The following is a 15,614-nucleotide window of genomic DNA, read 5'->3' as shown; positions in this document are numbered from 1 at the left end:
TTTTGGATTTTTTTGGCCGGGGCCGGACCGGTAGCACGTTGGGCACTACCCGCGCATATCTTAATTATGAAAGACAACAGGAGAGGATGAAACACATGTTTGATGCCAACGAACTCATGCGCAAGCTGCAAATGAATGCAAACGATCCCAAGACTCAAGCAGCCATGAACCGGCTGCAAAGCGCCATGCGGTCGGCCGAAGGGCAGCGCATGGCCAAACAGATCGACCGCTCCACCGCCGAACGCATCGAACGGGCGGCCAAGGCCGCGCAGGCGGGCGATGCGCGCGCGGCGCGCGAAGCGGTCGGCGAGATCCTGAAAACACCCGAAGGGGCGGCCCTGGCGGTCCAGCTGCAAAAACTCCTGGGAAAATAAGGAGGAGCGCGATATGGAACAAAACGATCTGCTTTCCGATCTGTTAAATGACCCGGAAAAGCTGCAAAGCGCCATTTCCATGGCCAGTTCGCTGCTTGGGGGCGGCGGGGATAACATCGCCCCGCCCGCCGGACAGGCGGGGGGCGCGTCTTTGGGCGCGGACAGCTATGACCCGTCGGCCGAACTGATGCAAAAGGCGATGCCGGTCATTGCCGCCATCGCCCAAAGCGGCCAACAGGCCGTCAGTCCGGAAAAACGCAATTTGTTAAACGCCGTCAAGCCCTTTGTCACCGACAACATCAGCGCCCAGATCGACCATGGCCTTCGCCTGGTGAGTATGGCGCGCATGGCGCGTAGCGCCATGAAGCAGCTCGGCGGCAAGACCGATGGAAACGGGGGGACCCATGTATAACCGCTATTTGACCGAAGCCCAGGGGGCCGAACCCGAGCCGCCCATGCAGGATACCGCGCAAGCCTCCGGTCTGCTCGAAGGGCTGACCCAGCGCATGGGCAACTTCAAGCTGGATGCCGATACGCTTATCCTGCTGGCGGTCATCTGGTTCATCCTGCGCGAAGGCGAGGACGAGATCGATACCGAATTGCTCATCGCCCTGGGGGTGCTGCTTATTCTGGGGATGTAGCCTTGGCGGCCAGACGGGCCGCAGCCGCATCGGCCAGACGGCCGTATTCGGCAAGGCTCAGCTTTTCGCCGCGCACGCGGGCATCCAGCCCGCAGCCGGTGATGAGTTCCAGGATTTCGTCCTTATTCAGCCGTCCGCCGAACGCGGGCGACACCGCATTGGCCAGCGTCTTGCGGCGCTGGTTGAACGCCGCCCGCACAATGGCGAAGAACAGTTTTTCATCCTGCACCTGTACGGCCGGGGTCTCGCGGGGCGTCAGGCGCAGCACCGCCGAATCGACCTTGGGCTGGGGCACGAAGCACCCGGCCGGCACATCGAATAAGATGCGCGCATCCGCGTGATACTGTACATAAATGGAGAAGGCGCTGTAATCGGACGACCCGGCCGGGGCGCAGATGCGCCGCGCGACCTCCTTTTGCACCATGACGGTCACACCCTGAAAGGCGTGGCTGTCCAGCAGGGCGGCAATGGCCGGGGTGGTGATGTAATAGGGCAGGTTGGCGCAGGCATAGACCGGCTTGTCGCCGAACTTCTCGCGACACAGGGCCGCCAGGTCGGTTTTGAGCACGTCGCCGTGTACGACCTCGACGTTGTCGCACCCGGCCAGCGTTTCGTCCAGCACCGGGAAGAGCGCGCGGTCCAGTTCAATGGCCACCACCTGCCCGGCGACCTTGGACAGCTCGACCGTCAGGCAGCCCATGCCTGGGCCGACCTCGAGCGCCGCCGCGTCCGGTCCGGCGCCGCATTCGGCGGCAATGCGCTCGGGCACCCATTGGGCGGTCAGAAAATTCTGCCCGAGCGATTTGGAAAAATGAAAGCCGTGCCGCGAAAGCACGTCCTTGATGACATGAATATCACAAAGTCCCATAAAAGACCTCCAAACGATTTCGGTAAGTTCCTTCTCCCGATTATACCATACAAGCCCGGTTCCGAAAAGGGCAAATGGTACAAGGGAAGGCTTGCCAAGAATTTTGCCATCTGGTAAAATGAGGACAGAAGCGCGCATGGGCGCGCGGTTTTTGGACAAGCGTTATACTTTGGAAAGGATCATGCGTATGCACGATACATGGACGGTCACGGCCGCGCTGCGCATCACGCGCGGCGGGCGCAAGGGCTTTGGGCCGGGCGTGGCCCAGCTGCTGGACGGCGTGCGGCAGAGCGGCTCCATTCGGAGCACGGCCGCCGCCATGGGCATGAGCTACAACAAGGCCTGGCACATCCTGCGCGCCTGCGAGGACGAACTGGGTTTTGCCCTGCTCGAGCGCCGCACGGGCGGTGCACACGGTGGCGGCGCCCGCCTGACCGAACAGGGGCAGGCGTTGCTCGAACATTACGAGGCGTTTGCAAAAGAAGCACACGCGGCGCTGGAAGCGCTGCTCGATAAACATTTGGGAGGCGAACTGGATGGCAAATGAGATTCAATTTTGCCGGGGCGGGGGCTGCACGGCCAAACTCGGCCCGGCAGCGCTCGCCCGGGTGCTGGAAAAGCTGCCCCGGCCGACCGACCCCAATTTGCTCATCGGCGCCGAGTCGAGCGACGATGCAGCCGTCTACCGGCTGACCGACGACCTTGCTATGGTGCAGACGCTCGATTTCTTCCCGCCCATGGTCGAAGACCCCTATGTGTTCGGCCAGATCGCGGCCACCAATGCGCTCAGCGACGTGTATGCGATGGGTGGCCGGGTGGTCACGGCGCTCAACATCGTCTGCTTCCCGGAAAGCTGGGATTTGAATATTCTGGGGCGCATCTTGCAGGGCGGCAGCGAAAAAGTGACCGAGGCGGGCGGCTCGCTCGCAGGTGGGCATTCGATCGCGGACAGCGAGGTCAAATACGGCCTGTCGGTCACCGGCGTGGTGCATCCGGCCCGCATCCGGCCCAACAACGGCGGCCATGTGGGGGACAAGCTGCTGCTGACCAAGCCGCTCGGCGTGGGGCTGACGTGTACGGCGGCCCGCGCGGGCGCGGACACCGCTGAAGCGATGGAACTCGCCGTGCGCAGCATGACCACCTTAAACCGCTATGCCGCCGAAGCGGCCGACCGGTATACCATTCACGCCTGCACCGACGTGACCGGCTTCGGTCTGCTCGGCCATCTGCACGAGATGCTGCGGCCCGACCTGTCGGCACGGGTCTGGGCGGACGCCCTGCCGCACATCCCGCAGGCGCGGTTTTTCGCCGAGGAATTTTATTTGACCGCCGCTGCCCAGCGCAACCGTAACGCCGCCGAAGGCCGGGTGCGGTTCCGGGGCGCGGATTTTGCTACCGAGGAACTGGTTTTTGACCCGCAGACCTCGGGCGGGCTGCTGTTTGCCGTGGCGGCGGATGACGCCGACGCCCTGCTGCGCGATGTGCGTGCGCTCGGCCTGCCCTGCGGCATCATCGGCGAACTGCTGCCCCGGCTGGACACCGAAATCATCGTCGAAGGAACAATATAAGGAGGAAATTATACTATGGCAACCATTGTAGACGCGCGCGGCAAAGCCTGCCCGCAGCCAGTCATTGATACAAAGAACGCGATTCGGGAGCATGGCGCCCCGGTCATCACGCTGGTCGATAACGACATCGCCCGGCAGAACGTCGAAAAAATGGCCGCCCAGATGGGGCTGGCCGCGGTCACCGATGTGATGGAGGACGGCACCTTCCGCATCGTTTTGCAGCCGGTGGCGTCCGAGGTGCTGGGCGCGGTGCTTGGCGGCGGCACCGAACCGGCCGCGAGCGGAAATATGCGGCCCGAGCCCTGCCCGGTGTGCACGCCCATGGACTTCCCGCCCGCAGGCGGGCCGACCGTGGTGGCGCTGACCTCGTCCTGCATGGGCACGGGCGACGATACCCTGGGCGCGGCGCTGATGAAGGGCTTTGTCTATGCCCTGACCCAGCTTGACCGCGCGCCGGACACCATTTTGCTTTATAACGGCGGTGCCAAACTGTCCACCGAAGGTGCCGAAACCGTGGCAGACCTCAAGATTTTGGCCGAAAACGGCTGCGAGGTGCTCACCTGCGGCACCTGCCTGAACCATTACGGCCTGACCGACAAGCTGGCAGTCGGCGAGGTGACCAATATGTACGTCATCGCCGAAAAGCTAACGAACGCCGGCAAGGTGATTCGTCCATGACCGGGCTGGTTATCGTGCGCGGCGCGGGCGACCTGGCCACAGGCACGATTTTAAAGCTGCACGCGGCAGGGCTTCGCGTGCTGGCCGTCGAATGCGCGCAGCCGAGCGCTATCCGCCGCGCAGCGGCGCTGTGCGAAGCGGTCTACGACGGCGCGGCCGAGGTCGAGGGCGTCATTGCCCGCCGCATCGATACGCCGGATGAAGAACATCTCATCCGCTGCTGGGAGCGGCATGAGGTGCCGCTTGTGGTAGATGAAGCGCTGGCCTGTGCATCTACGCTGCACCCGGCGGCGGTCGTGGACGCCATTTTAGCCAAGCGCAACCTGGGCACCACCCGCGCGATGGCGCCCATCACAGTCGGGCTTGGCCCCGGCTTTACGGCGGGCACGGACGTGGACGCGGTCATCGAAACCATGCGCGGCCACGATCTGGGGCGTATTTTGTATGCAGACGCGGCCAAACCCAACACCGGTGTGCCCGGCCTGATCGCGGGCGAGGGGGCGCGACGGGTCATGCACGCCCCGGCGGACGGGGAAATGGTGCATTTGTCGGCCATCGGCGACACGGTCGAAGAGGGGCAGGAGATCGCCCGGGTGGGCGATACGCCGGTGTACGCGAGCCTTTCGGGTGTGCTGCGCGGCCTGATCCGCGCGGGCTACCCGGTCACCAAGGGGCTTAAAATTGCCGATATTGACCCCCGCCGCGACCAGAAGAACAACTGCTTTACCGTATCGGACAAGGCGCGGTGCATTGCGGGCGGTGTGCTCGAAGCGCTGCTGCATCTGGCGCACGAAAAGGAGGTCCGGCTGCTGTGATCTATCTCGACTGCGCGGCCACCAGCTTTTTAAAGCCGTCCTGTGTGGCGCAGGCGGTGTTTGACGCCATGCACACCATCGGTTCGGACGGTCGCGGCGCACATGGACTGGCGTTGGCCGCATCCCGCGTGGTGTGGCGCTGCCGGGAACAGGTCGCGGAGCTCTTTGGTCTCACCGACCCCGCGCGCGTGTGCTTCACGTCGGGCTCAACCGAAGCGCTCAATACCGCGATTTTGGGGCTGTTCGGGCCAAAAGACCACGTTATCACCACGGCTTTGGAGCACAATTCGGTGCTTCGGCCGCTTTATCACAGCGGGGCCGAACTGACCGTCCTGCCTGCGGATGAAAAAGGACAGATCGACCTGTCCGGCTTGGAAGCCGCCCGGCAGCGGAACACCCGCGCGGTCGTGTGCACCCACGTGTCCAACGTCACGGGGGAGGTGGTGGATATCGGCCGCATCGGCGCATTCTGCCGGGAACACGGCTTGCTGTTTATCCTGGATGCGTCCCAATCGGCCGGGGTGTTCGACATCGACATGGAGCGGGACGGTATTTCGGTGCTGTGCTTTACCGGCCACAAGAGCCTGCTCGGCCCGCAGGGCACGGGCGGCCTGTGTGTGGCCGAAGGGGTGTCCATCCGGCCGCTCGTCGTGGGCGGCAGCGGGGTGCACAGTTTTTCGCGCACCCATCCGGGCGAGTACCCGACCCGGCTGGAAGCGGGCACGCTTAACGCGCATGGTTTGGCCGGACTGTCGGCTGCCTTGGATTGGCTGGATGCTCAGGGGCTGGAACCGCTCCGGCAGCGTGAGCAGGCGCTCGCCCGCCGGTTTTACCAAGGCGTGTGCGATGCGCCGGGGGTGAAAATCTACGGCGACTGGTCAAACCCTGACCGCGCCGCCATTGTGGCGCTGAACCTCGAAGGCGAGGACGCGGGCGCGGTGTCCGATGCGCTGTATGAGGATTTCGGCATCTGCACCCGGCCGGGCGCGCACTGTGCGCCGCTGATGCACCGCGCCCTGGGCACCGAAGAACAGGGCATCGTGCGCTTTTCGTTCTCGCACTTCAACACCGAAAGCGAAGTGGATGCCGCGGTGCAGGCCGTGCGCAGCCTGTGCGGCGCATAAAAGGGGGATACCGGGACAAGTCCCGTTTCCAAAAATACATTTTATAGGGGGAAATCCATGGATTTTCTGAAAAAGAAGCCCGGACTGTTTGTCCTGGGCGTGCTGGGCGGCGTGCTGGCCGCCATTCTGGCCGTGGCCGGGAACCCGGGCAATATGGCCCTGTGCATTGCCTGCTTCATCCGCGACATTGCGGGCGGTATGAAGCTGCATACGGCGCCCATCGTGCAGTACATCCGCCCCGAGATCGCGGGCATCGTGCTGGGCGCATTCGTGTTGTCGCTCGTCACGCGCGAATACCGCTCGCAGGCCGGTTCGTCTCCGGCCATCCGCTTTGTGCTCGGCTTTGCCATGATGACCGGCGCGCTGGTCTTTCTGGGCTGTCCGCTGCGCATGGTGCTGCGTATGTCGGCCGGCGACCTGAATGCTTATGTGGCCTTGATTGGCTTTGTGCTGGGCGTCGGCACAGGCGCGCTGCTGCTCAAAAAGGGCTTTTCGCTCGGCAGAACGTATGATACCCGCCCGGCATCGGGCGCAGTGCTGCCGGTCGCGCTGGCGGTTTTGTTCATCCTGTCGGTGACGGCGGCCGGGCTGTTCGCCTTCTCGGCTGAGAGGCCGGGCAGCATGCACGCCCCGGCGGCGCTCGCTTTGGTGTGCGGCCTGGCCTTCGGCGCGCTTGCCCAGCGCAGCCGCATGTGCTTTGCCGGCTCGGTGCGCGACATCCTCCTGATGAAGGATTTTACGCTCATCTGCGTCATCGGTGGTGTGTTTGTGGCCATGCTGGTGTATAATATTGCAAACGGCAGCTTCCAGCTCGGCTTTGCCGGCCAGCCGGTGGCGCACACCGAGCATCTGTGGAACATTCTTGGCATGTATGTGGTCGGTCTGGCCGCTGTGCTCGCGGGCGGCTGCCCGCTGCGTCAGCTCATCCTGGCCGGGCAGGGCTCATCGGACGCAGCAATGACCTGTATCGGTATGCTGGTCGGCGCGGCCTGCGCGCATAACTTCCAGCTTGCCTCGTCGGCCGACGGCACGACGTCGGGCGGCCGGGTGGTCTGCGTGGCGATGATCGTTCTGCTGCTCGTCATTGCGGCCGCCTGCTCGCGCCGCGCGAAGAATTAAAGGAGGAAGAAACCATGCTTACCGTAGACGCCCGCGGGCTGTCCTGCCCCGAGCCTGTCATGCTGATGCTGGACGCCATCGGCAAGACGACCGAACCGGTCGTGGTGCTGGTCGATAACGCGACCGCGCGCGGCAATGTATCCCACATGGCCGAAGAACGCGGCCGCAAGGTGACGATCACCAAAGAGGGCGGCGATTTCCGCCTGTTGCTCGAATGATCCGCCGGGAGCGTAAGCCCCGGCTGGTCATCGCCTTCCACACCACGGCCGACGCGCTGCATCTGGAACAGGCGGCCAAGGTCGCCGGATTTCCGGGGCGGCTCATCCCGGTGCCGCGGGAAATCACAGCCGGATGCGGCCTTGCCTGGCGGGATGAACCAGAAAACGAAAAAAGTCTGCGCGATTTACTCGCACAGACCGGCATCGAAGCCCAAGGGCTACACATTTTGACGTTATAAGGAGGGACCGTTATGGACCCGAATGGATACCGTGCGCTCGCGCGGCTTTTAAAGGGCGGCAGCGGTGTGATACGAAAAACCTGCCTGGACGAAGCGGCCCTCGGCCGGGCTGAGAACCTGACCGGCGCAGTCGGGCTCGTCGGCATGGACGCGGGCGGCCAGCCCTTCACCGGCTTTCCCTGCGAAGTCGAGCTGGACGGCGAGCGGGTGCTTTTTGAGCAGTTTTCGCGCGAAAAGGTGCTGCTCATCTGCGGGGGCGGGCATGTGTCCCGTCCGGTGAGCACGTTCGGCAAGCTGCTCGGCTATCAGGTGCTGGTGGCCGACGACCGGCCGGAGTTTGCGGCCCGGGAGCGGTTCCCGGACGCGGACGAAACCGCCTGCGCCGATTTTACCGACCTGTTGCGCCGGTACGACTGGGACGCGTATCCGGATACCTCGGTCGTCATCGTCACGCGCGGCCACGCGGCCGACATCGCCTGCCTGCGGCAGGTTGTGGGCCGGGACCTGCCCTACATCGGCATGATCGGCAGCCACAAGAAAAACGCCGCCGTGTTTGATGTGCTGCGGCGTGAGGGCGTGACCGACGCGCAGCTGGCCGCTGTCCATGCGCCCATCGGCCTGCCCATCGGCGGGCAGACGCCCGAGGAAATTGCGGTATCAATCGCCGCCGAGTTGGTGCAGACCCGGCAGGGCAAGGGACAGGCTGTGTTCTCCGAAGCCATGCTGGACGCCCTGCTGGACGAGGGCAGCGCGGGCGGTATCATGGCGACCGTAGTGCGCAAGCGCGGCTCGGCGCCGCGCGGGCCGGGTGCACGCCTTTTGCTACTGCCCTCGGGCGAAGCGCTGGGCACCATCGGCGGCGGACTGGCCGAATACCAGGCGCTCGAAACCATGCGCGGCCTGTTGGCTGCGCCCCGGCCCATGCTCACGCACATCGACATGGCCAACGGCGAAGCTGGGAAGGATGGACTCATCTGCGGCGGGTCGGTGGACGTACTGTTTGAGGTGGTCACGTGACCGCGGCCATCGTGCTCGCGGCCGGGCTCAGCCGCCGCATGGGGGAGACCGACAAGCTGTGGCTGCCGGTCGGCGGCGTGCCGATGTACCGCCATGCGCTGGCGCTCGCGGCAGCGGTGGGTGACACCTGCTTTGTCGTGACCAACGACCCGACTATCACCGCCGAAGGGGAAGGGATGGGCTTTCGGGTCGTGCTCAGCCCCCGCGCTGCCGAGGGCATGGGATACTCGGTCGCGGCCGGGGCCGCGGCGCTGGATGCGCGTGCCGATTACGCCCTGTTCCTTGGCGCCGACCAGCCCTTTCTGCGGCCCGAAACCGTGCGGCAGCTCGTGCGCCTGGCGCAGGAGAGCCACTGCATCGCCGTCCCGCGTGTGGACGGGAAACCGTGCGCGCCCTGCGTGTTCCCGCACCGGTTCTTTGGGGAACTGGCCGCCCTTGCGGGTGAGACCGGCGGTCGGGCGGTGTGGAAGCGCCATGCGGCTGAAGTCCGCTTTTGGGACGCCCCGAACAAAGCCGAATTTGCCGATATTGACACACCGGAGACCTATCAGCGCCTTGCTGGCCTTGACTTCCCGTCTGGTTTGTGATACCATGATGCCAAATAAGGTTTTCATGCGACGAACGGGAAGAGTACCCGCACAGTGCGCGCAAAAGAGAGGGACTTCACCGGCTGAAAGGGTCCTGCGCGGCGCGGCGGCGAACGTGCGCCCGGGAGCATCGGGGGCAACGCCCCGCGGGATTCGCCCGTTACAGCGGCCTGTAAGCGACAAACAAGAGTGGAACCGCGACCAGATTGGCCGCCTCTTTGGACAGACCAAAGGGGCGGTTTTTTGATTTTACAAAAGGAGAATGCATATGAAGCTTTTTAACACCCTGACCCGTAAGAAGGATGAATTTGTCCCCATCACGCCCGGCGAGGTGAAGATGTACTCGTGCGGCCCGACCGTGTACAACTATTTCCACATCGGCAACGCTCGCCCGTTCATCATGTTCGACCTGCTGCGCCGCTATTTCGAGTACCGCGGCTACAAGGTCACTTTTGTCCAGAACTTCACCGACATCGATGACAAGGTTATCAACAAGGCCAACGAGGAAGGCGTGGACTTCAACACCATCGCCGAGCGCTACATCAAGGAATACTACGTCGACGCCGAAGGCCTGGGCGTCAAGGCAGCCACCTTCCATCCACGTGCCACCGAAACCATGGACGCCATCATCGGCATCGTGCAGAAGCTGCTCGACAACGGCCACGCCTATCTGGCCGAGAACGGCGACGTGTATTTCCGCACCAAGTCCGACCCCGAGTACGGCAAGCTGTGCCACCAGCCCATGGAGGAGCTGCAAGCCGGCGCGCGCATTGGCGTGGGCGAGATGAAGGAAGACCCGATGGACTTTGCCGTCTGGAAGGCTGCCAAGCCAGGCGAACCGGCCTGGGATACGCCGTGGGGCTCCAAGGGCCGTCCGGGCTGGCACATCGAGTGCTCGGCCATGGCCTGCAAGTACCTGGGCGAGACCATTGACATCCATTCCGGCGGCCTGGACCTGATCTTCCCCCATCACGAGAACGAGATCGCCCAGTCCGAGTGCGCCAACGGCTGCGAATTTGCCCATTACTGGGTACACAACGGCTTCCTGACCATCGACAACGAGAAGATGTCCAAATCCAAGGGCAATTTCTTCATGGTGCGTGACGCGGCCAAGGAATTCGGCTATGAGACCATCCGTATGTTCATGCTGTCGGCGCACTACCGTTCGCCGCTGAACTACTCGGCCGAGTCGCTCGAGATGAACAAGGCCTCCCTTGCGCGTCTGTACGAGAGCCGCAACAACATGGAATTCCGCATCGAAAAGGCATCGGGCGACACCATGACCGCAGACGAAGCGGCCAAGATGGAAGCGCTCATGGCGTATAAGCAGAAGTTCATCGACGCCATGGACGACGACATGAACACCGCCGACGCACTGTCTGCCATCTTTGAGCTGGTGCGCGAGATCAACGGCTACATGTCGGCGCATGATGATGCCACCAAGGCATTCCTGACCGCAGCGCACGATTTGTTCATGGAACTGACCGGTGTGCTGAACATTGTCCAGAAGCGCGACGATGCCAAGGATCCGGATGCCGACAAGATCGAGGAACTGATCGCCCAGCGCGCAGAGGCCAAGAAGGAGAAGAACTTCGCCGAGGCCGACCGCATCCGCGGCGTGCTGGCCGACATGGGCGTCACCATCAAGGATACCCGTCAGGGCACCCAGTGGAGCCGCGTGTAAAATAGTCGAAACAGCGTCCGCACCGCACGTTATTTATACCGCGTGCGGTCGGGCGCCCAGCCGTCGAGCGGATAGCGCTGGATGGCGCCAAACACCCGGTCGCGCAGGCCGGGGAACTGCTTTTCCAAATCCTTGAGCAGGACCTTGACTTCTTCCCGCTTGGTGCTGCCGTCCGCCGGACAGGGATTGTGCACAATGGGAAGTTCATGCCGCCGGGCAAACGACTTGACATAATACTCCGGCACATAGAGCAGCGGCCGGATGAGGGTCACGCCCTTGCGGTCCAGAAAAGTTACGGGTTTGAAACAGGAGATGCGTCCCTCATAAAACAGGGACAGCATATAGGTTTCGACCACATCGTCAAAATGGTGGCCAAGGGCCACCTTTTTGCATCCTGCCGCCAAAGCGGCTTCGTGCAGCGCGCCGCGGCGCAGCTTGGCGCACAGCGAGCAGGGGTTTTCCTCCTTGCGGATGTCGAACACGATCTGCTTGATCTGGGTCGGGATACGGATGTATTCCACGCCCAGCGTTTCACACAGCGTAGCCACCGCCGAAAAGTCCATTTCTTCATACCCCATTTCAAGGGTGATGGCAACGACTTCGAATTTCTTGGGGTAAAACCGCCGCAATTCGGCCAGAGCGACCAGCAGCGTGAGCGAATCTTTGCCGCCCGAGACCCCGACCGCAATGCGGTCATTTTCTTCGATCATATGGTAATGGTCCACCGCGCGGCGGACATAGGAGAGCATTTTCTGCATAAGAATCCTCCAGGAATATCATTTCTATATAGATATAGCAGAAAACGCGGCAAACCGCAAATAAAAATTTTAAAATCGAAAGCGAGAAAACGAGAGTATACAAGAGAATAAGAGAGTATAAGCGAGAACACACAAAGATGAAAGGAAATGTTCGAAAAAGCGGTTGACATTCGAAATTCGGTGTGGTTTAATAAGGAAGGCTCGATTTGAGCCGTTTTCAGTTTGGAATCGATTAGATTTAAAATACAATGGAGGAAAAGCACTATGTCTACTTTTATGGCAAAGGCAGGAACCACCGAGCGCAAGTGGTATGTACTCGACGCTGCTGGCAAGCCGCTCGGCCGCACCGCTGCGACCGCTGCGATGCTCCTGCGCGGCAAGCATAAGACCGATTTCACCCCGCACGTGGACGGCGGCGATTTCGTCATCATCATCAACGCAGAGAAGGCGGTTCTGACCGGCAAGAAGCTGGAGCAGAAGTATTACCGTCATCACACCGGCTGGGTTGGCGGCCTGAAGGAAGTGCAGTACCGCACTCTGATGGCAGAAAAGCCCGAGCTGGCAATGCAGCTGGCTGTTAAGGGTATGCTCCCGAAGAACAGCATCGGCCGTCAGTCGGCTACCCGTCTGAAGATCTTCAAGGGCGCTGAGCACAACCATGCAGCGCAGAAGCCCGAAGTTTGGGACAAGTAATTCTTGTAAGGAGGAAATAATCCATGTATACGCCTAAGAAAGCATATTTCTACGGTACCGGCAGAAGAAAGTCCTCTGTTGCAAGAGTACGTCTTTTCCCGGGCGGTACCGGCGAGATCAAGATCAACAACCGTACCATTGACAACTACTTTGGTCTGGAAACCCTGAAGCTGATCGTTCGTCAGCCGCTGGAAGCAACCAACACCATCGGCAAGTTCGACATCGAATGCACCGTAACCGGCGGCGGCTTCACCGGCCAGGCTGGTGCAATCCGTCACGGTATTTCCCGTGCTCTGCTGCAGGCGGATTCGGATGCTTACCGTCCGACCCTGAAGGCTGCTGGCTTCCTGACCCGTGACCCGCGCATGAAGGAACGTAAGAAGTACGGCCTCAAGGCTGCCCGTCGCGCTCCGCAGTTCAGCAAGCGCTGATTTCAGTTCAAAACAGCTCAAAAACCCCGAAACCATGCGGTTTTCGGGGTTTTTCCTTTTCAGATTGTTTGGCCTGTTTTGGCATGGTCTGACCTGTTTTGAACCGATTTTTATGGGTTAAATAAAGGACAACCACCCCTAAAATGAGGGCCAATGGGTTAAATTATAGGACAACTTTTTTGCCCCTGCACCCTCCCATGAGGTCATTTTTGCATTTTTGCCCCTCCGAATTTTTATGCAAAATCGGTTTGGCAGAGTTTGACCAAATCTGAACAAATGAATATGATTTTATTGCGAAAGCGCTCAGTGTTCCTGCTGGGCGCTTTTTGCATTTCCGGGGACTAATGTTCCGGGATCAGAAAAAGCCGTCACTCTTTTTTCAAGAAAGTAGTGGCGGCTTTTTCTATTTCCAGAACCAAACACGACAAACAGAAACGAGGTGAAATACGATGAACCCACAAATCATCGCCGTCGCCAACCAGAAAGGCGGCGTCGGCAAAACGACCACCTGCGCCAACTTGGGGATAGGGCTGGCGCAGGCCGGAAAGAAGGTGCTGCTGGTGGATGCTGACCCCCAGGCCAGCCTCACCATCAGCCTGGGCAACCCCCAGCCGGACAAGCTGCCCTTTACCCTCTCGGACGCGATGGGCCGCATCCTGATGGACGAGCCTATCAAACCCGGCGAGGGCATCCTGCACCACCCGGAGGGCGTGGACCTCATGCCCGCTGACATCCAGCTCTCCGGCATGGAGGTATCGCTGGTGAACGCCATGAGCCGCGAGACCGTCCTGCGGCAGTATCTGGACACCGTGAAGGGACAGTATTCCCATATCTTGATCGACTGCCAGCCGTCTTTGGGGATGCTCACGGTCAATGCACTGGCGGCAGCCAACAGGATCATAGTCCCCGTCCAGGCGGAGTATCTGCCTGCCAAGGGCCTGGAACAACTGCTGTCCACCATCAGCAAGGTCAAGCGGCAGCTGAACCCCAAGCTCCAGATCGACGGCATCCTGCTGACGATGGTGGACAGCCGAACCAATTTTGCGAAAGAGATCGCCGCCCTGCTGCGGGAGACCTACGGCAGCAAAATCAAGGTATTCGGCACCGAGATTCCCCATTCGGTCCGGGCCAAGGAGATCAGCGCCGAGGGCAAGAGCATCTTCGCCCACGACCCCGGCGGCAAGGTGGCCGAGGGCTACCGCAATCTGACAAAGGAGGTGTTGAAACTTGAAAAGCAGCGCGAAAAAAGTAGAGCTGGCCTCGGTCGATGATCTGTTTTCCACCGAGGAAAGCCGGGCCGACGCCCAGCGGGAAAAGGTTCTGGAAATTCCCCTGTCGGAGCTGCATCCGTTCAAGGACCACCCCTTTAAGGTCAAGGACGATGAGGCCATGATGGAGACCGCCGACAGCATCCGGCAATATGGCGTGCTGGTTCCGGCCATCGCCCGCCCGGACCCCAACGGCGGCTATGAGCTGGTCGCCGGGCACCGGCGTCATCGGGCCAGCGAACTGGCTGGCAAGGATACCATGCCGGTCATTGTCCGTGACCTGGACGACGATCAGGCCACCATCATCATGGTTGACAGCAACTTGCAGCGAGAAAGCCTGCTCCCCAGCGAGCGGGCTTTTGCTTATAAGATGAAGCTGGAGGCCATCAAGCATCAGGGGGCCAGAACAGACCTGACTTCTGTTCAAGTTGAACAGAAGTTAAGCGCCCGTGACCGCGTGGCGAAAGATGCAGGTGAGCGCAGCGGCATACAGGTTATGCGCTACATCCGCCTTACCGAGTTAATTCCCGAACTGCTGGACATGGTGGATGAGAAGAAAATCGCCTTCAACCCGGCCTATGAGCTGTCCTTCCTCAAAAAAGAGGAACAGGTGGATTTGTTGGACGCGATGGACAGCGAACAGGCCACGCCATCGCTCTCCCAGGCTCAACGGCTAAAAAAGTACAGCCAGGAGGGCCACCTGACCCTCGACATGATGCGGGTCATCATGGGAGAGGAAAAGAAAAGCGACTTGGACAAGATCACCTTTACCAGCGACACCCTGCGCAAATATTTCCCCCGGAGCTATACGCCCCAGCGGATGCAGGAGACCATCATCAAGCTGCTGGAACAGTGGCAGCGCAAGCGCCAGCAACAGCATGAACGCTGAGAAAGGAGAGCCTATGAGGGATATTTCAGCCAGAGAGCTGAAAGGACATAACATTTTGGCTGTGGAGCGTTTTCGGGACAATACCCGCTGGATGATCGAGTTTTCCGTCCTGCGCCCCTGCACCTACGGCAGCCCCGGCGATGAAATGCGGCTGTTTCTCACCGAGGACGGCTATCAGGCCGCCTTGCTCAGCCAGCAGCGCCGGGCAATCAAAATCAAAAAGTGCGCCCATGTGATTGAGGGCCACGTCCTGTATGTAAAGAAAAAGCGGAGGAAATGAGATGTTCAGAGAAAAAGAAATCTGTGATGCCATTCGCACAGCGTATCTGCACCTGTTCCCTGATAAAAAGGAACGGAAACGGGCGCTCTCCAGACTGGACCTGGAGCTTGTGGCACAGGGTGTGCGCCATCGTGGGGAAAACGTCCTTGCCTATCATCAATAACGGCCCAAAGGAGCCGACAGTGGCCCAGCTGGAACAACAGGCCCGCAGTGGTCAGCCCATTTCTCTTATGGACTTGGCAGCAGCCGTCCATCGAGAGGAACGGGAAAAGAAAAAGTCCGTAATGGAGCAGCTGAAAAGCCAGCCCAAGACGGAACACAAAAAGACAGCGCAAAAAAAGAGCGCGGAAAGGGAGCTCTGAT

The 15,614-nt window shown here is 61.0% G+C and carries 22 protein-coding genes and 1 pseudogene; 21 read left to right on the top strand and 2 right to left on the bottom strand.

What is annotated here, in order from left to right; genetic code table 11:
- Positions 1-95 precede the first annotated feature (95 nt).
- From EFB11_RS07440 to EFB11_RS07430, 3 genes are read left to right on the top strand one after another with little or no spacing between them, the layout of a single operon-like run.
- Entirely contained in the window at positions 96-374 is a 279-nt protein-coding gene (locus tag EFB11_RS07440) for a hypothetical protein (protein ID WP_122789582.1), read from the top strand.
- 13 nt (positions 375-387) lie between these two features.
- A complete protein-coding gene (locus tag EFB11_RS07435) occupies positions 388-786 on the top strand; it encodes a hypothetical protein (RefSeq protein ID WP_122789581.1) in 399 nt (132 codons plus the stop codon).
- Entirely contained in the window at positions 779-1,015 is a 237-nt protein-coding gene (locus EFB11_RS07430; protein ID WP_122789580.1) for a hypothetical protein, read from the top strand. Before EFB11_RS07435 ends, EFB11_RS07430 begins: the two co-directional genes overlap by 8 nt.
- Here EFB11_RS07430 and rsmA read toward each other — a convergent pair.
- Positions 999-1,883 (bottom strand): 16S rRNA (adenine(1518)-N(6)/adenine(1519)-N(6))-dimethyltransferase RsmA, encoded by an 885-nt coding sequence (rsmA, locus tag EFB11_RS07425; protein ID WP_122789579.1) that lies wholly within the window; start codon positions 1,881-1,883, stop codon positions 999-1,001. The genes EFB11_RS07430 and rsmA overlap by 17 nt on opposite strands.
- 187 nt (positions 1,884-2,070) lie before the next feature.
- Between rsmA and EFB11_RS07420 the strand changes: the two genes are divergently transcribed.
- From EFB11_RS07420 to cysS, 11 genes are all read left to right on the top strand, one after another.
- Positions 2,071-2,430, top strand: coding sequence for a winged helix-turn-helix domain-containing protein (locus EFB11_RS07420; protein ID WP_243115176.1), 360 nt, complete (start codon positions 2,071-2,073; stop codon positions 2,428-2,430).
- Positions 2,420-3,451 (top strand): selenide, water dikinase SelD, encoded by a 1,032-nt coding sequence (gene selD, locus EFB11_RS07415; protein WP_122789577.1) that lies wholly within the window; start codon positions 2,420-2,422, stop codon positions 3,449-3,451. Before EFB11_RS07420 ends, selD begins: the two co-directional genes overlap by 11 nt.
- Before the next feature lie 15 nt (positions 3,452-3,466).
- Positions 3,467-4,129, top strand: coding sequence for a sulfurtransferase-like selenium metabolism protein YedF (gene yedF / locus EFB11_RS07410; protein WP_122789576.1), 663 nt, complete (start codon positions 3,467-3,469; stop codon positions 4,127-4,129).
- Complete coding sequence (yqeB, locus tag EFB11_RS07405) at positions 4,126-4,944, top strand: selenium-dependent molybdenum cofactor biosynthesis protein YqeB (RefSeq protein ID WP_122789575.1); 819 nt, start codon at positions 4,126-4,128, stop codon at positions 4,942-4,944. Before yedF ends, yqeB begins: the two co-directional genes overlap by 4 nt.
- Positions 4,941-6,068, top strand: a complete 1,128-nt coding sequence (locus tag EFB11_RS07400; protein WP_122789574.1) for an aminotransferase class V-fold PLP-dependent enzyme — start codon at positions 4,941-4,943, stop codon at positions 6,066-6,068. The genes yqeB and EFB11_RS07400 overlap by 4 nt, the downstream gene beginning before the upstream one ends.
- A 57-nt stretch (positions 6,069-6,125) precedes the next feature.
- Positions 6,126-7,187 carry a YedE family putative selenium transporter gene (yedE, locus tag EFB11_RS07395; RefSeq protein ID WP_122789573.1) on the top strand — a complete coding sequence of 354 codons (1,062 nt, stop codon included), beginning with the start codon at positions 6,126-6,128 and terminating at the stop codon, positions 7,185-7,187.
- 14 nt (positions 7,188-7,201) lie between these two features.
- Complete coding sequence (locus EFB11_RS07390; RefSeq protein ID WP_122789572.1) at positions 7,202-7,405, top strand: sulfurtransferase TusA family protein; 204 nt, start codon at positions 7,202-7,204, stop codon at positions 7,403-7,405.
- A complete protein-coding gene (locus EFB11_RS07385) occupies positions 7,402-7,644 on the top strand; it encodes a DUF3343 domain-containing protein (RefSeq protein ID WP_122789571.1) in 243 nt (80 codons plus the stop codon). The genes EFB11_RS07390 and EFB11_RS07385 overlap by 4 nt, the downstream gene beginning before the upstream one ends.
- A gap of 12 nt (positions 7,645-7,656) precedes the next feature.
- Positions 7,657-8,661, top strand: coding sequence for an XdhC family protein (locus tag EFB11_RS07380; protein ID WP_122789570.1), 1,005 nt, complete (start codon positions 7,657-7,659; stop codon positions 8,659-8,661).
- Positions 8,658-9,248 (top strand): nucleotidyltransferase family protein, encoded by a 591-nt coding sequence (locus EFB11_RS07375; RefSeq protein ID WP_122789569.1) that lies wholly within the window; start codon positions 8,658-8,660, stop codon positions 9,246-9,248. Before EFB11_RS07380 ends, EFB11_RS07375 begins: the two co-directional genes overlap by 4 nt.
- A gap of 268 nt (positions 9,249-9,516) precedes the next feature.
- Positions 9,517-10,932: a cysteine--tRNA ligase gene (gene cysS, locus EFB11_RS07370; RefSeq protein ID WP_122789568.1), complete on the top strand. Its 1,416-nt coding sequence runs from the start codon at positions 9,517-9,519 to the stop codon at positions 10,930-10,932.
- 29 nt (positions 10,933-10,961) lie between these two features.
- On the opposite strand, the gene EFB11_RS07365 is transcribed toward cysS, so the two are convergent.
- Positions 10,962-11,690 carry a tRNA 2-thiocytidine biosynthesis TtcA family protein gene (locus EFB11_RS07365; protein ID WP_122789567.1) on the bottom strand — a complete coding sequence of 243 codons (729 nt, stop codon included), beginning with the start codon at positions 11,688-11,690 and terminating at the stop codon, positions 10,962-10,964.
- 264 nt (positions 11,691-11,954) lie between these two features.
- Here EFB11_RS07365 and rplM point away from each other — a divergent pair, with 264 nt between their 5' ends.
- From rplM to EFB11_RS07335, 7 genes and pseudogenes are all read left to right on the top strand, one after another.
- Positions 11,955-12,383, top strand: coding sequence for a 50S ribosomal protein L13 (gene rplM / locus EFB11_RS07360; protein WP_122789566.1), 429 nt, complete (start codon positions 11,955-11,957; stop codon positions 12,381-12,383).
- Between the two features lie 23 nt (positions 12,384-12,406).
- Positions 12,407-12,814, top strand: coding sequence for a 30S ribosomal protein S9 (gene rpsI / locus EFB11_RS07355; protein ID WP_122789565.1), 408 nt, complete (start codon positions 12,407-12,409; stop codon positions 12,812-12,814).
- 449 nt (positions 12,815-13,263) lie between these two features.
- Positions 13,264-14,085: a ParA family protein gene (locus EFB11_RS07350; RefSeq protein WP_087384262.1), complete on the top strand. Its 822-nt coding sequence runs from the start codon at positions 13,264-13,266 to the stop codon at positions 14,083-14,085.
- On the top strand, positions 14,042-14,971 hold the full coding sequence (locus EFB11_RS07345; RefSeq protein ID WP_087384259.1) for a ParB/RepB/Spo0J family partition protein: 930 nt from the start codon (positions 14,042-14,044) through the stop codon (positions 14,969-14,971). Before EFB11_RS07350 ends, EFB11_RS07345 begins: the two co-directional genes overlap by 44 nt.
- Before the next feature lie 13 nt (positions 14,972-14,984).
- On the top strand, positions 14,985-15,251 hold the full coding sequence (locus EFB11_RS07340; protein WP_087384257.1) for a DUF5720 family protein: 267 nt from the start codon (positions 14,985-14,987) through the stop codon (positions 15,249-15,251).
- 1 nt (position 15,252) lies between these two features.
- Complete coding sequence (locus EFB11_RS16820; RefSeq protein WP_164706512.1) at positions 15,253-15,414, top strand: hypothetical protein; 162 nt, start codon at positions 15,253-15,255, stop codon at positions 15,412-15,414.
- Positions 15,404-15,613: pseudogene (locus EFB11_RS07335) on the top strand (hypothetical protein); the annotation flags it as partial. The gene EFB11_RS16820 and the pseudogene EFB11_RS07335, both read left to right, overlap by 11 nt.
- Position 15,614 lies beyond the last annotated feature (1 nt).

This window comes from Intestinibacillus sp. Marseille-P6563 (assembly GCF_900604335.1).
Lineage (GTDB): Bacteria > Bacillota > Clostridia > Oscillospirales > Butyricicoccaceae > Butyricicoccus_B.
This window is presented reverse-complemented; position numbering and strand designations above follow the sequence as displayed.